Origin of the sequence: Bordetella genomosp. 9 (assembly GCF_002261425.1) — a bacterium.
Classification (GTDB): domain Bacteria; phylum Pseudomonadota; class Gammaproteobacteria; order Burkholderiales; family Burkholderiaceae_B; genus Bordetella_C.
Window position 1 is genome coordinate 1,628,825 of record NZ_NEVJ01000003.1, and the last position, 17,092, is coordinate 1,645,916.

The 17,092-nt window shown below is 65.8% G+C and carries 16 protein-coding genes and 1 other RNA gene; 13 read left to right on the forward strand and 4 right to left on the reverse strand.

Annotation, left to right across the window (positions count from 1 at the left end; translation table 11 throughout):
- Positions 1–6: 6 nt before the first annotated feature.
- From ompA to ssrA, 4 genes are all read left to right on the forward strand, one after another.
- On the forward strand, positions 7–606 hold the full coding sequence (ompA, locus tag CAL26_RS18530) for an outer membrane protein OmpA (RefSeq protein ID WP_086066051.1): 600 nt from the start codon (positions 7–9) through the stop codon (positions 604–606).
- 100 nt (positions 607–706) lie between these two features.
- Positions 707–1,429 carry a bifunctional 2-polyprenyl-6-hydroxyphenol methylase/3-demethylubiquinol 3-O-methyltransferase UbiG gene (ubiG, locus tag CAL26_RS18535; RefSeq protein WP_094848266.1) on the forward strand — a complete coding sequence of 241 codons (723 nt, stop codon included), beginning with the start codon at positions 707–709 and terminating at the stop codon, positions 1,427–1,429.
- Positions 1,426–2,112, forward strand: a complete 687-nt coding sequence (locus CAL26_RS18540) for an HAD-IA family hydrolase (protein ID WP_094848267.1) — start codon at positions 1,426–1,428, stop codon at positions 2,110–2,112. Before ubiG ends, CAL26_RS18540 begins: the two co-directional genes overlap by 4 nt.
- A 112-nt stretch (positions 2,113–2,224) precedes the next feature.
- Positions 2,225–2,616: a transfer-messenger RNA gene (gene ssrA / locus CAL26_RS18545) on the forward strand.
- 159 nt (positions 2,617–2,775) lie between these two features.
- Here the strand turns inward: ssrA and CAL26_RS18550 are convergent.
- The 3 genes from CAL26_RS18550 to CAL26_RS18560 all read right to left on the reverse strand — a co-directional run bounded on the left by CAL26_RS18550 (position 2,776) and on the right by CAL26_RS18560 (position 7,577).
- Positions 2,776–4,668 carry a bifunctional aspartate transaminase/aspartate 4-decarboxylase gene (locus CAL26_RS18550; protein ID WP_256988523.1) on the reverse strand — a complete coding sequence of 631 codons (1,893 nt, stop codon included), beginning with the start codon at positions 4,666–4,668 and terminating at the stop codon, positions 2,776–2,778.
- Between the two features lie 91 nt (positions 4,669–4,759).
- Entirely contained in the window at positions 4,760–6,451 is a 1,692-nt protein-coding gene (gene aspT, locus CAL26_RS18555; protein WP_094848268.1) for an aspartate-alanine antiporter, read from the reverse strand.
- A gap of 202 nt (positions 6,452–6,653) precedes the next feature.
- A complete protein-coding gene (locus CAL26_RS18560; RefSeq protein WP_094848269.1) occupies positions 6,654–7,577 on the reverse strand; it encodes an AraC family transcriptional regulator in 924 nt (307 codons plus the stop codon).
- Positions 7,578–7,835: 258 nt separating this feature from the next.
- Between CAL26_RS18560 and CAL26_RS18565 the strand changes: the two genes are divergently transcribed.
- The 9 genes from CAL26_RS18565 to CAL26_RS18605 all read left to right on the forward strand — a co-directional run bounded on the left by CAL26_RS18565 (position 7,836) and on the right by CAL26_RS18605 (position 16,262).
- Positions 7,836–8,684 carry an oxidoreductase gene (locus CAL26_RS18565; protein WP_094848270.1) on the forward strand — a complete coding sequence of 283 codons (849 nt, stop codon included), beginning with the start codon at positions 7,836–7,838 and terminating at the stop codon, positions 8,682–8,684.
- Between the two features lie 36 nt (positions 8,685–8,720).
- A complete protein-coding gene (locus tag CAL26_RS18570) occupies positions 8,721–9,842 on the forward strand; it encodes a 3-deoxy-7-phosphoheptulonate synthase (RefSeq protein WP_094848271.1) in 1,122 nt (373 codons plus the stop codon).
- A gap of 64 nt (positions 9,843–9,906) precedes the next feature.
- The gene (locus CAL26_RS18575; RefSeq protein ID WP_094848272.1) at positions 9,907–10,425 is read left to right on the forward strand and encodes a DinB family protein; all 519 of its coding nucleotides are present in this window, start codon (positions 9,907–9,909) and stop codon (positions 10,423–10,425) included.
- A gap of 271 nt (positions 10,426–10,696) precedes the next feature.
- Positions 10,697–10,978, forward strand: coding sequence for a UxaA family hydrolase (locus CAL26_RS18580; protein WP_086066060.1), 282 nt, complete (start codon positions 10,697–10,699; stop codon positions 10,976–10,978).
- Positions 10,979–11,020: 42 nt separating this feature from the next.
- Complete coding sequence (locus tag CAL26_RS18585; RefSeq protein WP_094848273.1) at positions 11,021–12,196, forward strand: UxaA family hydrolase; 1,176 nt, start codon at positions 11,021–11,023, stop codon at positions 12,194–12,196.
- Between the two features lie 99 nt (positions 12,197–12,295).
- Positions 12,296–13,318: a Bug family tripartite tricarboxylate transporter substrate binding protein gene (locus CAL26_RS18590; RefSeq protein WP_094848274.1), complete on the forward strand. Its 1,023-nt coding sequence runs from the start codon at positions 12,296–12,298 to the stop codon at positions 13,316–13,318.
- Positions 13,319–13,400: 82 nt separating this feature from the next.
- Entirely contained in the window at positions 13,401–14,354 is a 954-nt protein-coding gene (locus CAL26_RS18595) for a hydroxyacid dehydrogenase (RefSeq protein WP_094848275.1), read from the forward strand.
- Positions 14,335–15,342 (forward strand): Ldh family oxidoreductase, encoded by a 1,008-nt coding sequence (locus CAL26_RS18600; RefSeq protein WP_094848276.1) that lies wholly within the window; start codon positions 14,335–14,337, stop codon positions 15,340–15,342. Before CAL26_RS18595 ends, CAL26_RS18600 begins: the two co-directional genes overlap by 20 nt.
- Before the next feature lie 14 nt (positions 15,343–15,356).
- Complete coding sequence (locus CAL26_RS18605; RefSeq protein ID WP_094848277.1) at positions 15,357–16,262, forward strand: NAD(P)-dependent oxidoreductase; 906 nt, start codon at positions 15,357–15,359, stop codon at positions 16,260–16,262.
- Here CAL26_RS18605 and CAL26_RS18610 read toward each other — a convergent pair.
- Complete coding sequence (locus CAL26_RS18610) at positions 16,219–17,052, reverse strand: ferritin-like domain-containing protein (protein ID WP_094848278.1); 834 nt, start codon at positions 17,050–17,052, stop codon at positions 16,219–16,221. The two genes, CAL26_RS18605 and CAL26_RS18610, sit on opposite strands and share 44 nt — an antisense overlap.
- Between the last annotated feature and the right edge of the window lie 40 nt (positions 17,053–17,092).

Genomic DNA, 17,092 nt, shown 5'->3' on the forward strand with positions numbered 1-17,092 from the left:
AGAAACATGAACAAACCCTCCAAATTCGCTCTGGCGCTCGCGTTTGCCGCCGTTACGGCCTCCGGTGCTGCCTCGGCCCAGACCGTCGACAACTGGCGCAACCCGTTCGGCAACGTGTGGAAAAACGGCACCAACGAATTGTGCTGGCGTGACGCTTTCTGGACTCCCGCCACGGGCATCCCCGGTTGTGACGGTGTGCCGGTCGCGCAGGCTGCTCCCAAGGCTCCGGCCCCGACGCCGATGGCTGCCAAGGTAGTCTTCAACGCCGACACGTTCTTCGACTTCGACAAGTCGACGCTGAAGCCGGAAGGTCGCCAACTGCTGGATCAAGTGGCTCAGCAAGCCCAGGGCATCAATCTGGAAACGATCATCGCCGTCGGCCACACCGATTCGATCGGTACCGAAAAGTACAACCTGGCCCTGTCGCAGCGCCGTGCTGCTTCGGTCAAGTCGTACCTGGTGAGCAAGGGCATCCCCGCCGACCGTATCTATACGGAAGGCAAGGGCGAATCCCAGCCGATCGCCACGAACAAGACCGCCGAAGGTCGCGCGAAGAACCGTCGCGTGGAAATCGAAATCGTCGGTACCCGTCGCGCCGGTCAGTAATTCCGCCGGACGCTACAATGAAAGGCCTCGCGCAAGCGAGGCCTTTTTTTTATTGGTCCCTCTAATATATACACGTCGCAACCCCGAGACTTCCCCTGCCATGACGCTGACACCCACCGCCGCCCTGCCCGCCAACGCCGACCAGGCCGAGCTGGATAAATTCAGCGCGCTGGCGGCCCGCTGGTGGGACCCGGACAGCGAGTTCAAGCCCCTGCACGCCATCAACCCCTTGCGGCTGGACTGGATCCGGCAGACCGTCGGCAGCCTGGCGGGCAAGCGGATCCTGGACGTCGGCTGCGGCGGCGGTATCCTGTCGGAGAGCATGGCGGCCGAAGGCGCCGACGTCACCGGCATCGATCTGGCGGAAAAGTCGCTCAAGGTCGCCCGGCTGCACGGCCTGGAGTCGGGCGTGAAGGTCGACTACCGCGCCGTGGCGGTAGAGCAGTTGGCGCAGGAACAGCCCGAACGGTACGACATCGTCACATGCATGGAGATGCTGGAGCACGTGCCGGATCCCGCCTCGGTGGTGCGCGCCTGCGCGGCCCTGGTGGCGCCGGGCGGCTGGGTGTTCTTTTCCACGCTGAACCGCAATCCCAAGTCCTTCCTGTTCGCCATCGTCGGCGCGGAATACGTGCTGGGCCTGCTGCCGCGCGGCACGCACAGCTATGAAAACTTCATCAAGCCCAGCGAACTGGCCTCGGCCGCGCGCATGGCGCAGCTGCAGCCGGTCAAGATCTCGGGCATGACCTACAACCCGCTGACCCAGGTCTACGCGCTGGCCCCGGACGCCTCGGTGAACTACCTGATGGCGACCCGCAAATGAGCGCCCTGATCCTGTTCGACTTCGACGGCACGCTGGCCGATACCGCCCCCGACCTGGCCGCCGCCGCCAATAAGCAGCGGGTGCGGCGCGGGCTGGCGCCCCTGCCGTATGAACTGCTGCGCCCGGTCGCCTCCCAGGGCGCGCGCGGACTGCTGCGCGTCGCGCTGGGCATGATGCCGGACCACCCGGAATTCGATGAGACGCGGACACTGTTCCTGGCGGACTACGCCGCCAGCTCTACCGTGCATACCCAGCTGTTTCCGGGCATCCGGGAATTGCTGGCCGACATCCGCCGCCGCGGCCACGCCTGGGGCATCGTCACGAACAAGGTTACGCATTTGACCTTGCCTATCGTGGAATTCCTGGGCTTGATGGACGAGGCCGCGGCGCTGGTGTGCGGCGATACCGCCCCCCGATCCAAGCCCTACCCCGACCCCTTGCTGCACGCGGCGCGCGAAGCCGGCTATGACGCCGACCGTTGCGTCTACGTGGGCGACGACCTGCGGGATGTCCAGGCCGCCCACGCGGCCGGCATGCCCGCCATCGCCGCCGGCTACGGCTACCTGGGCGGCGACCACGACATCACGTTGTGGGAAGCCGATGCGCGGGCCGACACGCCCGATGCCCTCTGGGACGCCATCGAAAGCGTGCTGCCGGCACGCACCCGCCCCGCCGCCCCTTGAAAAACCGGCGATCCGCCTCGATATTCGTTGAAGACCGGGCCCATGCCCACCCGGACTGTGCCAGTACCGGGCGGGCGGCAAGGTCGCATTGAGAGTACAATGAAAGGCAACTGGGGCCGATCCGGATTCGACGTGGGTCGCGAAACAGTGCAGGGCATGCCGAGCACCAGTCAGCTCGTAAATCCACTGGAACACTACAAACGCCAACGACGCGTTCTTCGCTCAAGCAAAAGCTGCTTAATGAGCCGCTGCACTGACTTGTCTTTGGGTCAGGTGGAGGAAGGTAAAACTTCCTAGGGGGCAACCCCGAACCGCTGCAGTGTCATCGAACAAAGAATCGGTGTGGACTGGGGTCTGACGGTTCACACTTAAATCACATGACTCGCTTCGGGCCGGCCTGTCGGTTGGCTAAGTCCGGGGTTAAAACCAAATAGATCGACTACGCATGTAGAACTGCCTGCAGAGGGCTTGCGGACGGGGGTTCAATTCCCCCCGGCTCCACCAGATTCGCAGGAAATGCAGTACCAAAATCAGTATCTTGACTGGCCGGCTTCGAGCTTCGAAGGCCGGCCTTTCTTTTAGTCGCACCTGATCTTTTAGTCGCACCTGATCGCCCGGGACGCCTCCCTGGGCGCCGACAAGGCAGGCTGCCCCGATCCGCGTTCAGCGCGCGGCCTTCCCTGGCGCTTTTTTCGACGCTTTCTTCACGGCTCCCTTCGCCGCTTTCCCAACCGCTTTCCCTGCGGCCTTCTTCCCCGCTTTCTTCGCCGACCGGGTTGCGACGGGCTCGGGTGGCGGTTGGTCGGAGGCGACCTTGCGGTCGGCGGGGGCGGGTTGGCCGCCGACGCCCAGTTGCGGAACCACGCCGTGAGGCCCGGACTGGACCTTTTCGCCGGCCTGCCAGGCCGCGACGTATTCGTTCGCGGCTTCGACCATGGCTTGGCCGATGCTCGCGTAGTCGGCTTCGTTCAGGTTCGCCAGCGACGCGCGTATCGACCACGGCGGGCCGCCGAAGCCGCCGCCATCCATCAGGACCACACCGGATTTCTCCGCCAGCCGGAACAGGAAATCGACCGGCTCGTAGTTCCTGCGCATGTAGTCGCAGAACTCGTCGCCATAGGTGTTGTGGGCCCACACCATGAAGTCCAGCTCCACGTAGTACCACGCGCGCTGCTTGTCTTCGGGCGGCAGCGGAAGGCCCAGGCCGCGCCACAATGCGTCGCGGCGGTCGTGGACGAGCTTCATGGTCAGCTGCTTGTAGCTGTCCTTGCGATCCAGCAGGTGCGACAAGGCGAACAGCGCCATCTGCACCTGCTGCGGCAGCGACAGTCCCGCGGTGTGGTTCAAGGCGACGTCGCGGCTGTCGGCCACCATCCGGTCGATCAGCTTGAGCTTTTCGGGTTCCAGCGTCAGCGCGCCGTAGCGTTCATGCAGGCGCCGGCGTTCCCGATTCGGCAGATTGGCGATGAGCCGGTCCATGCGGTTGTCTTCGTGGATCGCGATGACGCCCAGCCGCCACCCCGTGCACCCGAAATTCTTCGAGAACGAATACACGCATATCGTGTTGGCCGGCACCTCGGCCATCAGGGAGCGGAAGTCGGGCACGAAGGTGCCGTAGACATCGTCGGTCACCAGGATCAGGTCGGGATTCTTCCTGATGATGCCAATGATCTGCCGCATTTCCACCGGGCTGAACGCCACCGAAGGCGGGTTGCTGGGATTGACCGTCACCGCCATCCTGATCTTGGGATCCGCCAGCTTGGCGATTTCGTCGGCGGGGTAATGCCAGTCGTGCGTGCCATCCGCGCGCAGGCTGCTGGCATTGATCGGCACGATCTGGAAGTTGAACCTCTCCAGACGCGAGATCTCGATGTAGGGCGTGAACGTCGGCAGGAAAAGCGCGACCTTGTCGCCCTGCTTCAACAGGCCGTTCTGCTGCAGGCTGTCGAAGATGTAGCACATGGCGGCGGTGCCACCTTCGACGGCGAACAGGTCGAACTTGCCCTTGGGCGGCCGGCCGTCGCACATCTCCTTCATCAGATAGTCGTGCACCACCTGTTCGGTATGGACCAGCATGCGGTCGGGCACGGGATAGTTGTCGCCGACGACGGAGTCGACCAGTTCGTGTATCCACGCATCGGGGTCGAAGCCTTTCTTCTTCCCATAAGCGAGCACGCTGTCCAGGAAGGCCGCGCCCGGCGCATCCCTGTTTTCGCGGATGAACGCGCGCAGCCGCCGCGCGATGCCCGGCTTCGCCGGCAGGCCGGCCATGATGCCGTAGTCGAACACGCGGCGCGCCTCGGACATCGCGAAGTGCCCCAGCAGGAAGAAGGCCTCGCGCGGCTCGGTGGCGATCCAGTTGGGATTGCCGCGACCGGCATTCAGCATGATCGCGGTGGATGTCTTTTCGCGATCCCGCGCCAGGTTGATCAGGAAATCCTTCAACTCGAAGGGCGATAGCTGTTCCAGTTCCTTCTGGCGAGAACGCGTGGTCCTGAGTGTCGAAGCCATGTCGGCACGGGCGGGCGGCAGGACGGATTTCGCTTGGGCGATCATGATGGTTCCCGAAGAACAGGTTGGCGTTGGACAAGCCGACCCGGCGCGGGGCGGTGCGCCGTGAACGGAGGGGTCGACAGGCCGGATGACATCAAGCCATCAGCATGACGATGACGATTCCCCAGATGATCAACAGCGTATTGCCTATGGCGTAGGGGATGGTGTACCCGAGCGCCGGCACCTGGCTCTTGGCGTTTTCCGTGATCTGGCCGATCGCCGCCGTGGTCGTGCGGGCGCCGGCGCATACGCCCAGCGCGATCGCCGGATGGAACTTGAACACGTAGCGCGCGAGAGGAACGCCCAGCAGCATCGGCACGGACGTGGCCACCACGCCGGCCAGGAACAGCTTGAGCCCCAGTTGCCGGAAGCCTTCGACGAAGCCCGGGCCGGACGAAATGCCCACCACGGCAACGAAGGTCGTCAGGCCTACCGATGTCAGGAACCAGTGCACCGCCGCCGGCACCCTGCCGAAGGTGGGATGGACGGAACGCAGATAGCCGAAGACCAGGCCGGCGATCAAGGCGCCGCCGGACGTCGACAAGGTGATGGGGATGCCCGACACCGTCAGCACGAGCGAGCCCAACAGGCCGCCGATGACGATGCCGAAGCCGACGAAGACCATATCCGTCTGCTCGGTCTGGCGATCCGCGTAGCCCAGCTTGTCGACCATCCGCTCCACGTCCCGCTTGGCGCCGACGATGAAAAGATGGTCGCCGCGATCCAGCTTCAGGCCCCAGTTGACCGGCATCTCATGCCCGCCGCGCACGACCTTGCGCAGGAATACGCCACGACCGAACGACGACTGCGGGGATTTGGCGATCTCTCGCAGCGTCTTGCCGGCGACGTTCTTGTTCGTCAGCACGACCTCGATCAACTCGACGGGCAGGTTGATGAGCTCGGGATCCTCGACCTCCTGCCCGACGTTGGCGGCGCCGCGCAGGACCAGTACGTCATGGCGCCCTGTCAGGCCCAGGATGTCTCCGGCCTGCAACGGGGTGGCCGGATCGGCATCGATGATGGTGCCGCCACGGCGGATACGCTCGACGAACACGCGGTCATCACCGAAGCGCGCCTCCAGATCGGCCACGCTCTTGCCTATCAGGTCGGCCTGGTCCAATCGATACACGCGGGCGATGAACCTGCGGTAGCCGGACAGCTCGAGGGTGTCCTGTCCGCCGGCCATCTGCGCCTCGTACTCCTTGCACACCTGCGCCAGATCCACACGCATGAGCTTGGGTCCGATGCTGGCCAGCAGCCACGCGCTGCCTATCGTGCCGAAGATATAGCAGACCGCGTAGGCCACCGGGATGCTGTTGATCCAGCGTGTGCGCGTCGCACTGTCGACGCTGCTCAGGCCGTTGATCGTATCCGTGGCCACGCCCATCACTGCGGAAATGGTCTGCGCGCCCGCCAGCAGGCCCGCGCCGGTGCCGGCATCGAAACCGAAGGCCACCGCGGTGCCCCAGGTGGCGAGCAGGCACAGCACGCACAGCACCACCGCGAACAGGACCTGAGGCAGGCCGTCGCTTCTCATGCCGCGGAAGAATTGCGGTCCCACTCCGTAGCCGAGTCCGAACAGGAACAGCAGGAAAAAGACCTGTTTGACGATGGGCGCGATCTGGATACCGAGCTGGCCGACCAGCACCCCGACCAGCAGGGTGCCCGTCACCGCGCCCAGGCTGAATCCCTTTACCTTCTTGGCGCCTATCCAATAACCCACGCCCAGCGTGAGGAAAATCGCGAGCTCGGGATACTTGCGCAGCGTTTCGAACAGCCATTGCATTGTCTGACTCCCAAGGAGAACAACACTGACAAACGGCTAGAACACCACGACGAACGGTGAGCCATCCCGCAGGTTTTTGCAATGTCGCGACACGTCGGGCACGGCTTTTTTGGTAACTTTCTTTGCCCTCCGGTGCTTTTCCAAAATCGTTGAGCAGGTTCAGGCGCGTCTCGACGCCTCCAGCCAGCGCTTTGTCCGCACTTCAATGCGAAGACACGTACACCGCATGCGCATGGGCGGGTGGCAAGGCGAAGCTGGCTTTCATGCGCCGCGCCTCCGCCGCCGGCGTCAGGCCGAACAGCCTTTTGAACTCGCGATTGAATTGCGAAGCGCTTTCGTAGCCGACCGCGTGGCAGGCCACGGCGGCGGTGTACGCCTCGCGCACCATCAACAGCCTGGCTTGATGCAGACGCGTCGATTTCAGGTATTGCATGGGTGAGGTACTGGTGACCGCCTTGAAGGCGGCGTGGAAAGCCGGCACGCTCATGCCGGATTCCGCCGCGAGCGCATGGATATCCAGGCGGGTTGCATAACCGGCATGGATGCGGCGCAAGGCCTTGCCGACTTTGCCGAACCGGCCCTGCATCGACAACGCGGCGCGTATGGCCTCGCCCTGCGGGCCCGTCAGCACGCGAAAGTAGATTTCGCGTACCAGCGACCTGCCGAGCAGTTCGCCTTCCAGCGGGCGGCTGAGCGCCGCCAACAGGCGCAGCACCGACGCGAAGAAATCCTCATCCATCGGACTGGACGTCATGCTGCGCGGATTGCCTGCGGGCGGCACGCCGCCCAGGCGATCGATCTCCAGGATCAATTCCGCCGCCAGCGCGAAGTCCAGGTGCATGTAGATGGCCAGCAGGGGCCGCCGTGCCGTGGCGTCGGTTTCCATGGTGAAGGGCACGGGGACGGAGACCGCCAGGTAATGCCGCTCGTCATAGACATAGACCTCGTCGCCGAAGTAGCCGCGCTTGGTCCCCTGGCACACGATCACGATGCCGGGGTCGTAGAGGACGGGTGTACTTGCCAGCGGACGATCCGACCGCAGGATGCGGACATCGGGCAAGACGGTCAGGTTATAGCCTTCGGCCGGCGCCAAGGCCTGCAGCAGCGAAATCGCCCTGGCATGCATGGGCGTGGCCGGCCATGTGCGCGGCGGCGCGGGCGTGGCCGAACGCCGTGGCGCGCGTGGCGTTCCCGAACGCGAAGCCGCGCGGCCGCCGGCAGATCCGTCGTCAGTGTCCCGCATATCGTGCGCGCGCCGCCGCCGCGCCCGTATGGGCAAAACGGGAGTACCAATAGAAATAGGCAATAAACATAGAAAATATGGACTCAAACTCCGATACCGGAATAACTATTATGCACTTACTGTTCTTATTTCGGAGGCGAAATGTCCACCAACAACACTATCCTCATCACCGGCGTCAGCAGCGGCTTCGGCCGCGCCCTCGCCAGCGCGGCGCTGCAAGCCGGGCATCGTGTCGTCGGCACCGTGCGCAGCGCGGAAGCGGCCCGCGCGTTCGAAGCGCTGCATCCCGGGCTTGCCATCGCCCGGCAATTGGACGTCACCGACTTCGACGCCATCGATGGCGTGGTGGCGGATATCGAGGCCCAGGTGGGCGCCATCGACGTGCTGGTGAACAACGCCGGCTACGGGCACGAAGGCGTGATGGAAGAGTCGCCCCTGTCCGAAATGCGCCGGCAATTCGACGTCAACGTGTTCGGCGCGGTCGCCATGATGAAGGCCGTCCTGCCGTATATGCGGCAGCGTCGGCGCGGCCGCATCCTGAACATCACGTCGATGGGCGGCATCATCACGATGCCCGGCATCGCCTACTACTGCGGCAGCAAGTTCGCGCTGGAAGGCATCTCCGAAACCGTGGGCCAGGAAGTCCGGGGCTTCGGGATTTTCGTCACGGCGGTGGAGCCCGGGTCCTTCCGCACCGATTGGGCCGGCCGGTCCATGGTCCGCACGCCGCGCGCGATCGCGGACTACGACGCCGTGTTCGATCCCATCCGCAAGGCGCGGGAAGAGAAGAGCGGCAGGCAATTGGGCGACCCCGAAAAGGCGGCCCGCGCCATGCTGGAATTGCTCGCGAGCGAGAATCCGCCTGCGCGCCTGCTGCTGGGCAGCGACGCGCTGGGACTGGTGCGCGGCAAGCTGGCCGCCATGGCGGAGGATATCGATCGGTGGGAAAACCTGACCCGATCCACGGACGGCCCGCCGACAGTGCAATAGACAGTGCAATAATTGCGCTATCGCCTGGAGATAGCCTTGAACCGCCTGGATGACCCTTTACACGACCGTGAAGTCGGCAACGCCGACTCCACCCTGGATACCACTCGCATCGACGATGTGCGCATCGGCGCGGTGCGGCCGCTGATTTCTCCCGCCCTGCTGCTGGATGAGCTGCCGGTCTCGCCCGCCATACAGGACCTGGTGGAGCGCACGCGCGGTTCCATCGCGGACGTGCTGCACGGCCGGGACGACAGGCTGGTCGTGGTGGTGGGCCCCTGCTCCATCCATGACCACGACCAGGCGATGGACTACGCCCGGCTGCTGAAGGCCGCGGCGGACGAGCTGCGCGAAGACCTGCTGATCGTCATGCGAGTGTACTTCGAAAAGCCGCGCACGACCGTGGGCTGGAAAGGGTATATCAACGACCCCCGCCTGGATGGCAGCTACCGCATCAACGAAGGCCTGCGCCGCGCGCGCGAGCTGCTGTTGGACATCGCGGGCCTGGGCCTGCCCACGGGCACCGAATTCCTGGATCTGCTGAGCCCGCAATTCATCGCCGACCTGATCGCCTGGGGCGCCATCGGCGCGCGCACGACGGAAAGCCAGAGCCATCGCCAGCTGTCGTCCGGCCTGAGCTGTCCCCTGGGATTCAAGAACGGGACCGACGGCGGCGTGCAGATCGCCGCGGACGCCATCGTGGCGGCGCGCGCCAGCCACGCCTTCATGGGCATGACCAAGATGGGCATGGCGGCGATCTTCGAAACGCGCGGCAATGACGACACGCACGTGATCCTGCGCGGCGGCAAGCAAGGCAGCAACTACGATGCGGCCAGCATCGACGCCTGCTGCCAGATCCTGAGGAAGGCAGGCCTGCGCGAGCAGGTCATGGTGGACTGCTCCCATGCGAATTCGAACAAGTCGCACAGCAGGCAGGTGGACGTGGCGCGCGACGTCGGTGCACAGCTCGCGGCGGGCGACCGTCGCATCGTCGGCGTCATGATCGAAAGCCATCTGGAGGAAGGCCGCCAAGACCTGAAGCCCGGGGTGCCGCTGCAGCGTGGCGTGTCCATCACGGACGCCTGCCTGGGGTGGGCGCAAACCGAGCCGGTGCTGCGGCAATTGGCCGAGGCGGTGCGCCAGCGCCGCTCGGCGGGCTGACAGTTTCCGTACAGCTATTCCGGCGTATGCTGCCCGGCATCGGAACTTCTGCCAGGAAACCGCCATGCTGAATGCCGCATCCGCCCGCATGCTCGCCGACTACAAGCGGTGGGCCAATCGCGAAACCTTCGCCATCGTGATGGCGCTGCCGTCGGACGAGATCTACAAGGACCGGGTGTCCCTGTTCAAGAGCTTCGCCACGTCGCTGAACCATACCTATGTGGTGGACCTGATCTGGCAGGCCCATATCGAAGGCCGCGAACACGGGATAGCGGCGCTGAACGCCGTCACGCATCCGGAAATAGAGGACCTGTGGCGGGCGCAGCAGGAACTCGACGACTGGTACATCGACTGGTCGGCCGCGCAGACGGACGAATCCCTGGCGCGGGAAAAGGATTTTGCCCTGATTGGCGGAAACACCGGACGCATGTCGAACGGTGAAATGCTGATGCACGTGGTCAATCACAACAGCTATCACCGCGGCTTCGTGGCGGACCTGCTGACGCAGATGTCGGCCCCCCGCCCCAGCGTGGACCTGCCGGTGTACAAGCGCAAGCTGGCCGAAGGCGCGATCCGCGCGTAGGCTTTCGCGACGGCCCGCATGCGCCGGCCGCACGGCGCGCCCGCCTGTCGCCCCCGCCTGTGTCGCCCCGCCGGACCCATCGGGTCCGGTTTTTCATTTCCGTCCCCTGAAAACTGCCGCCGGAACCGGCAACCCGCTTGCTTCGCAGCCATCCAAGTCATATATATGATTTGGTTGACATGGATGAAATTCGAAAATAAGATCATCCCCACGATCAACAGCGAGTGCGACGCAGGATGCATGCGATCGCGCCGCCATCAGGAGGAGACTCATGATTCATGCCGTATTGCATGACGCCAAGGACACGGTGGCCGTCGCCGTGGTGGAAGGAATTACCGCGGGCACGGAACTGAACGCCTGGATCATGGATGAAGACAAGGTCATCCAGGTCAAGGCCAGGCAGGACATCCCCATCGGGCACAAGGTGGCGATGAAAGACATGAAGACGGGCGACACGGTCTTCAAGTACGGCGTCGACATCGGCAAGGTGGTGGCCGACATCCAGGCGGGCCAGCACGCGCACGTCCACAACATCAAGACCAAGCGCTGGTAAGCCGTTCCGCCACCCTATTCACGCCTGCCCAAGGAAACATTCATGGCTGTCATTTCCGCATCCACCACCTTCCGCGGCTATCGCCGCGACAACGGCCGCGTCGGCGTACGCAATCATGTGATCGTGCTGCCCGTGGACGACATCTCCAATGCCGCCGCCGAAGCCGTGGCGAATAACATCAAGGGCACGATGGCCCTGCCCCATCCCTATGGCCGCCTGCAGTTCGGCGAAGACCTGGAACTGCACTTCCGCACGCTGATCGGCACCGGCTGCAATCCCAACGTCGCCGCCGTCATCGTCATCGGCATCGAGGAAGGCTGGACCAAGCGCATCGTCGACGCCATCGCCAAGACCGGCAAGCCCGTCGCCGGGTTCTCCATCGAACTGCATGGCGACCATGACACCATCATGCGCGCGTCCAAGGCCGCCAAGGAATTCGTGCACTATGCGACCGCGCTGCAGCGCACCGAATGCCCGATCAGCGACCTGTGGGTGTCGACCAAGTGCGGGGAGTCCGACACGACTTCCGGCTGTGGCGCGAATCCCACCGTCGGCAATGCCTTCGACAAGCTGTATCCGCTGGGCACCACGCTGGTGTTCGGCGAGACCTCCGAACTGACCGGCGGCGAACATATCGTGGCCGAGCGCTGCGCCAACGACAAGGTGCGCGAACGCTTCATGTTCATGTTCGACCGCTACCAGGCCATGATCGATCGCTGGAAGACCAGCGACCTGTCCGAATCGCAGCCGACCAAGGGCAATATCGCCGGCGGCCTGACGACGATCGAAGAAAAGGCCATGGGCAACATCCAGAAGATAGGCAAGAAATGCCGCGTCGACGGCGTGATCGACAAGGCGGAGATTCCCGATCACAGCGGGCTGTGGTTCATGGATTCGTCGTCGGCCGCCGCGGAGATGGTCACCCTGTGCGCCGCGTCGGGCTATGCCGTGCACTTCTTTCCCACCGGCCAGGGCAATGTGATCGGCAACCCCATCCTGCCGGTCATCAAGATCTGCGCGAATCCGCGCACCGTGCGCACCATGTCCGAGCACGTCGACGTGGATACGTCGGGGCTGCTGCAACGCGAAATGGACCTGGACCAGGCCGGCGACAAGCTGCTGGAATGCATGATGGCCACCATCAACGGCCGCTGGACGGCGGCGGAAGCGCTGGGCCATCGCGAATTCGTCCTGACGCGGCTGTTCGAAAGCGCCTGAAGCCGGGCGCTTCCCGGCGCACCGGTCCATAGATGGCCGGGCGCCACGGCGCCGCCGCCGCGCATGCGGACGGCGGCGCCCCCTATCGGAGGAGACACCATGAAACGCATATCCACGGATCTGCCGCTTTCCGCTGGCCGCCGTTCCGCCCTGGGCATCCTGGGTGCCGCCGGCGTCGCGCTTGCCGTGCCGTCGTTCAGGACGTACGCGCAAGGCGGCGACAAATGGCCTGCCAAGCCCATCAACTATGTCGTGCCCTTCCCCCCAGGCGGGCTGACGGACGTGGCGGCGCGCCAGGTCGCCAAGGCGATATCGTCATCCGATGGCTGGAACGTGGTGGTGGAAAACAAGCCGGGCGGCAGCGCCAATATCGGCGCCGCCTTTGTATCGCGGGCCGAGCCGGACGGGTACACCTGGCTTGCGATGACCATGTCGCACGCCGCCAACGCGACGCTGTTCAAGGGGAAGGCCGGGTATGACCTGATGACCGACCTGGTGCCGCTGGCCGGCTTGGCATCCTCGCCCATGATGATCGTGGTCAACCCCAAGAGCGACATCAAGACGCTGGCCGATCTGACCAAGGCGGCGAAGGCCAGGCCTGGTTCCCTGTCAGCCGGTTCCAGCGGCAACGGCACGCCGCCGCACCTGACGCTGGCCCTGTACCAGCAGTTGACCGGCACCAAGCTGCTGCACGTGCCGTACAAGGGCGGCGCACCGTCGCTGACGGACCTGATCGGCGGCCAGCTGGACGTGATCTTTTCCAACTATCCGGAATCGCTGGCCTACGTCAAAGGCGGCCAGTTGCGCGCCCTGGCGGTCACGACGAAAGAGCGCAGCCCCGACCTGCCCAACGTGCCGACCGTGGCGGAGGCCGGAATGCCGGATCTGATCGTCGAGAACTTCACCGGCGTGATGGTGCCCGCGCATACCGATCCCAAGCTGGTGGAACGCATCGGCAAGGCCATCGAAAAGCAGGTGCGGCAGCCGGAAATGCAGAAGACGCTGACGCAGCTGGGCTTCATTCCGCGTCCGCGCGGACCGGCGGAGTTCAAGCAGTACCTGGCGGGCGAAGTCGCGCGCTGGGCCAGGACAATCCAGGAAGCGAACATCCAGGTCGGCTAGCCGCCCGGATGGACGCCGTCACGCTGGCGCGGGCGCATGGGCGCCGGCGCCGGTTTCTTCGTCATGTCGTGCGAGCGAGGCTATGCACATCGTTATTTCCGAATTCATGGACGCGCCGGCGGTGGACCTGCTGCGGCGCGACTTCGACGTGCGGTTCGAACCGGACCTGGTGGACCGGCGCGCCGACCTGCTCAAGGCCCTGGACGGCGCCGACGCCCTGATCGTGCGCAACCGCACCCGCGTGGATGGCGAGATGCTGGCAGCCGGACGCGGGCTGAAGGCCGTGGGCAGGCTGGGCGTGGGACTGGACAACATCGACGTGGTGGCGTGCCGCGATCGCGGCATACATGTGCTGCCCGCGACCGGCGCCAATGCGCGCGCGGTCGCCGAATACGTGGTGACCAGCGCCCTGGTGCTGATGCGCGGCGTCTACCACGACAGCCTGGCGGTGGCGCAAGGCGCCTGGCCGCGCCCGGCGATGTCCAACGGCCGTGAGGTGCATGGCCGCACGCTGGGCATCGTCGGATTCGGCGGCATCGGCCGCCTGACCGCGCGCCTGGCGCGCGGGCTGGATATGCAGGTCGTCGCGCATGACCCGATGCTGGCGGACGACGATCCCGCCTGGCGCGAAAGCGGCGTCACCCCGGTGCCCCTGATCGAGCTGCTGGCGCGGTCGGATGCGGTCACCCTGCATATTCCCCTGACCGAAGGCACGCGCAATCTGTTCGACGCCTCACGCATTGCCGCGATGAAGGACGGCGCCGTGCTGATCAACACGGCGCGCGGCGGCATCGTCGACGAAGCCGCGCTGGCGCAGGCCCTGCGCGCGGGCAAGCTGGGCGGCGCGGCCGTGGACGTGTTCGCCGACGAACCGCTGCGGGCCGGCAGCCCCCTGGCCGATGCGCCGCGGCTGATATTGACGCCGCACGTGGCGGGGCTGAGCATGGAAGCCAACACGCGGGTGTCCGACATGGTGGCGCAACGCGTGGCGGAAGTCTTGAAATCAGGAAACCAACATGCCCATCCTGCAGCTTGACGCGCTCTACGAACTGGCGGCCGCCGCGCTGCAAGGCGCCGGCGCCCATCCGCGCATGGCCGCGGATACCGCGCGTGCCTTGATCTACGCCGAAAGCCAGGGCATCGCATCCCATGGCGTGTCGCGCGTGCCGTTCTACGCGACGCACCTGCGCAACGGCCGCGCGGATGGCCAGGCCATCGCCCGCATCGCGCGTGAACGCGGCGGCGCGGTCCTGGTGGACGCCGCCGATGGCCTGGCCTTCAGCGCCTGCGCGCTGGCGATCGAGCAGGCCATCCAGCGCGCGGGCGAACATGGCGTGAGCTTCGCCGGCGTCTGCAACAGCCATCATTTCGGCGTGGCGGCCTACCACCTGGACGCGGTGGCCCGGGCCGGCATGGTCGGCCTGGCCATGGGCAACTCGCCTTCGGCGATGCCGGCCTGGGGCGGCAAGCGGGCGCTGTTCGGCACCAATCCCATCGCGGCGGTATTCCCGCGCCGTGACGCGCTGCCGCTGGTGATCGACCTGTCGCTATCGGAAGTCGCGCGCGGCAAGCTGATGGTGGCGGCGCGCGACGGCAAGGACATTCCGCTGGGCTGGGCGCTGGATGCCGACGGGCAGCCCACAACCGATCCCAAGGCGGGCCTGGCCGGCAGCATGCTGCCCATGGGGGGCGCCAAGGGCGCCATGCTGGCGCTCATCGTCGAACTGCTGGCCTGCGCGCTGACCGGCGCGCATTTCGGTTTCGAGGCGGATTCCTTCTTTACGGAGCAAGGCAATCGCGCGCGCATCGGCCAGGCCTTCCTGGTCATCGATCCGGGCGCGCTGGCGGGGCGTGACGTTTACCTGGAACGCGTCGACACGCTGGTATCGGCTATGCTCGCGGACGAAGGCGTGCGCCTGCCCGGGCAACGCCGCGCCGGCCTGGAGCAGCAGGCGCGCGTACAGGGCGTGAACGTGCCCGAGACCTTGCTGGCCGAAATGCAGGAGCTGGCGGGCCGGGCCTGAAACCGGAGACAGACATGGCGGAAGCCGGCAAGACCCGTATCGGCATCATCGGCGTGGGCCAGATGGGCCACGGCATCGCGTTCAATATCGCCAAGGCCGGCTATCCGCTGGTGTTCCTGGACCATCCCGGCAACCAGCCGGTGGACGACCTGCTGGCGCGCGGCGCCACCAAGGCGGCGACCGCGGCCGACGTGGCGCGGCAAGCCGACATGGTCATCCTGTGCGTGACCGGCACCCCGGAAGTCGAAGACGTCCTGTTCAAGCCCGACGGCGTGCTGGCCGGGATGCGCGCGGGCACGGTGGTGGTCGACTGCTCCACCGCCATTCCTTCGTCCACGCTGAAAGTGGCCCAGGCCGTGGAAAAGGCCGGCGGCCTGTTCCTGGATGCGCCCATGACCCGCACGCCCAAGGAAGCCGCCGAAGGCCGGCTGAACCTGATCGTGGGCGGCGACCCCGCCCTGTTCGAACGCTGCAAGCCGGTGCTCCAGGCCTATGCCGAGAACATCGTCCACGCGGGCCCGATCGGCTCGGGCCATCGCCTGAAGCTGCTGCACAACTACGTCTCGCTGGGTTTTTCCGCGGTGCTGGCCGAAGCGGCGGCGTGCGCCAGGATGGCCGACGTGGATTCCGCCGTGCTGCTGGACATCCTGGCCAAGGGCGGCGGCGACGGCGTGGTGCTGGGCCGACTGCGCCCCTATATCGAATCCGGCGATACGGGCAGTTTCCGGTTTTCCATCGCCAACGCGTTGAAGGACATGGGGTACTACACCACCATGGCGCAGGAGACCGGCGCGCCGCATGGCACGGCCCAGGCCATCCGCGATACCTATGCGCGGGCCAGCCAGGCCGGCATCGCGCAGGCGCCCGTGCCGCAGATCATCGAGTATCTGGCTGGGTCGGAGCCGCCGCCAGCCAGGTGAGTTCCGCCTCGTCGAAGCCGGCCGCGCGGCGGGCTTCCAGGTTGAAGGGCCCGCGCTGCCGCGGTGCGGCATGGCGCGCGGCCAGTTCGGCGTGCCAGGCGATACTGTCCTTGCCAAGAAGCGCGCATAGATGGCGCCACCATCGGTTGCCGACCGCGACGTGGCCGATTTCCTCTCGCAGGATGATGTCCAGGATGGCCGCGCCGGCCTCGTCGCCGACGGCCAGCAGCTTGTCGCGTATCTGCGGCGACGCATCCAGGCCGCGCGCTTCCAGGATGCGCGGCACCAGGGTCAGGCGGGCCGCCAGATCGTCGCGCGTCTTTTCCGCCATTTCCCACAGGCCGTTGTGGGCGGGAAAGTCGCCGTAGCCGTGCCCCAGCGTGGCCAGGTGCGCGTTCAGCAACTGGAAATGGCTGGCTTCTTCCTTGGCCACGCGCAGCCAATCGCGGTAGAAATCCGCCGGCATGCCGGCGAAGCGCCACACGATGTCCAGCGCCAGGTTGACGGCGTTGAACTCGATGTGCGCGATCGCATGGATCAGCGCCGCCCTGCCGGCCAGGGTGCCCACGGGGCGCGGCTTGAGCTGTGCGGGGGGCACCAGTGGGGGAAGCGAAGGCCGGCCGGGCAGGTCGGGCGGCTCCTGCAATACGGCCATGCAGTCGACGGGTGCGTCCGGCGCCATGGCGTCCACCTGGCGCAGCTTCTGCTCCCAGGCCGGCAGCGCCAGCGCCCGCAGGGCGGCCGCGCGCAGCTCGGTCTGCCCGGGATTGGGAGGTGCGGCATCATTCATCCCGCCAGGGTAACGGAAAAGCGGGGGCGGGACCGGCCCC

Coding starts and splice junctions, on each gene's coding strand:
- ompA (WP_086066051.1), top strand. CDS start 7: ATGAACAAACCCTCCAAATTCGCTCTGGCGCTCGCGTTTGCCGCCGTT.
- ubiG (WP_094848266.1), top strand. CDS start 707: ATGACGCTGACACCCACCGCCGCCCTGCCCGCCAACGCCGACCAGGCC.
- CAL26_RS18540 (WP_094848267.1), top strand. CDS start 1,426: ATGAGCGCCCTGATCCTGTTCGACTTCGACGGCACGCTGGCCGATACC.
- CAL26_RS18550 (WP_256988523.1), bottom strand. CDS start 4,668: ATGATCGCCCAAGCGAAATCCGTCCTGCCGCCCGCCCGTGCCGACATG.
- aspT (WP_094848268.1), bottom strand. CDS start 6,451: ATGCAATGGCTGTTCGAAACGCTGCGCAAGTATCCCGAGCTCGCGATT.
- CAL26_RS18560 (WP_094848269.1), bottom strand. CDS start 7,577: ATGCATGCCAGGGCGATTTCGCTGCTGCAGGCCTTGGCGCCGGCCGAA.
- CAL26_RS18565 (WP_094848270.1), top strand. CDS start 7,836: ATGTCCACCAACAACACTATCCTCATCACCGGCGTCAGCAGCGGCTTC.
- CAL26_RS18575 (WP_094848272.1), top strand. CDS start 9,907: ATGCTGAATGCCGCATCCGCCCGCATGCTCGCCGACTACAAGCGGTGG.
- CAL26_RS18580 (WP_086066060.1), top strand. CDS start 10,697: ATGATTCATGCCGTATTGCATGACGCCAAGGACACGGTGGCCGTCGCC.
- CAL26_RS18585 (WP_094848273.1), top strand. CDS start 11,021: ATGGCTGTCATTTCCGCATCCACCACCTTCCGCGGCTATCGCCGCGAC.
- CAL26_RS18590 (WP_094848274.1), top strand. CDS start 12,296: ATGAAACGCATATCCACGGATCTGCCGCTTTCCGCTGGCCGCCGTTCC.
- CAL26_RS18595 (WP_094848275.1), top strand. CDS start 13,401: ATGCACATCGTTATTTCCGAATTCATGGACGCGCCGGCGGTGGACCTG.
- CAL26_RS18600 (WP_094848276.1), top strand. CDS start 14,335: ATGCCCATCCTGCAGCTTGACGCGCTCTACGAACTGGCGGCCGCCGCG.
- CAL26_RS18605 (WP_094848277.1), top strand. CDS start 15,357: ATGGCGGAAGCCGGCAAGACCCGTATCGGCATCATCGGCGTGGGCCAG.
- CAL26_RS18610 (WP_094848278.1), bottom strand. CDS start 17,052: ATGAATGATGCCGCACCTCCCAATCCCGGGCAGACCGAGCTGCGCGCG.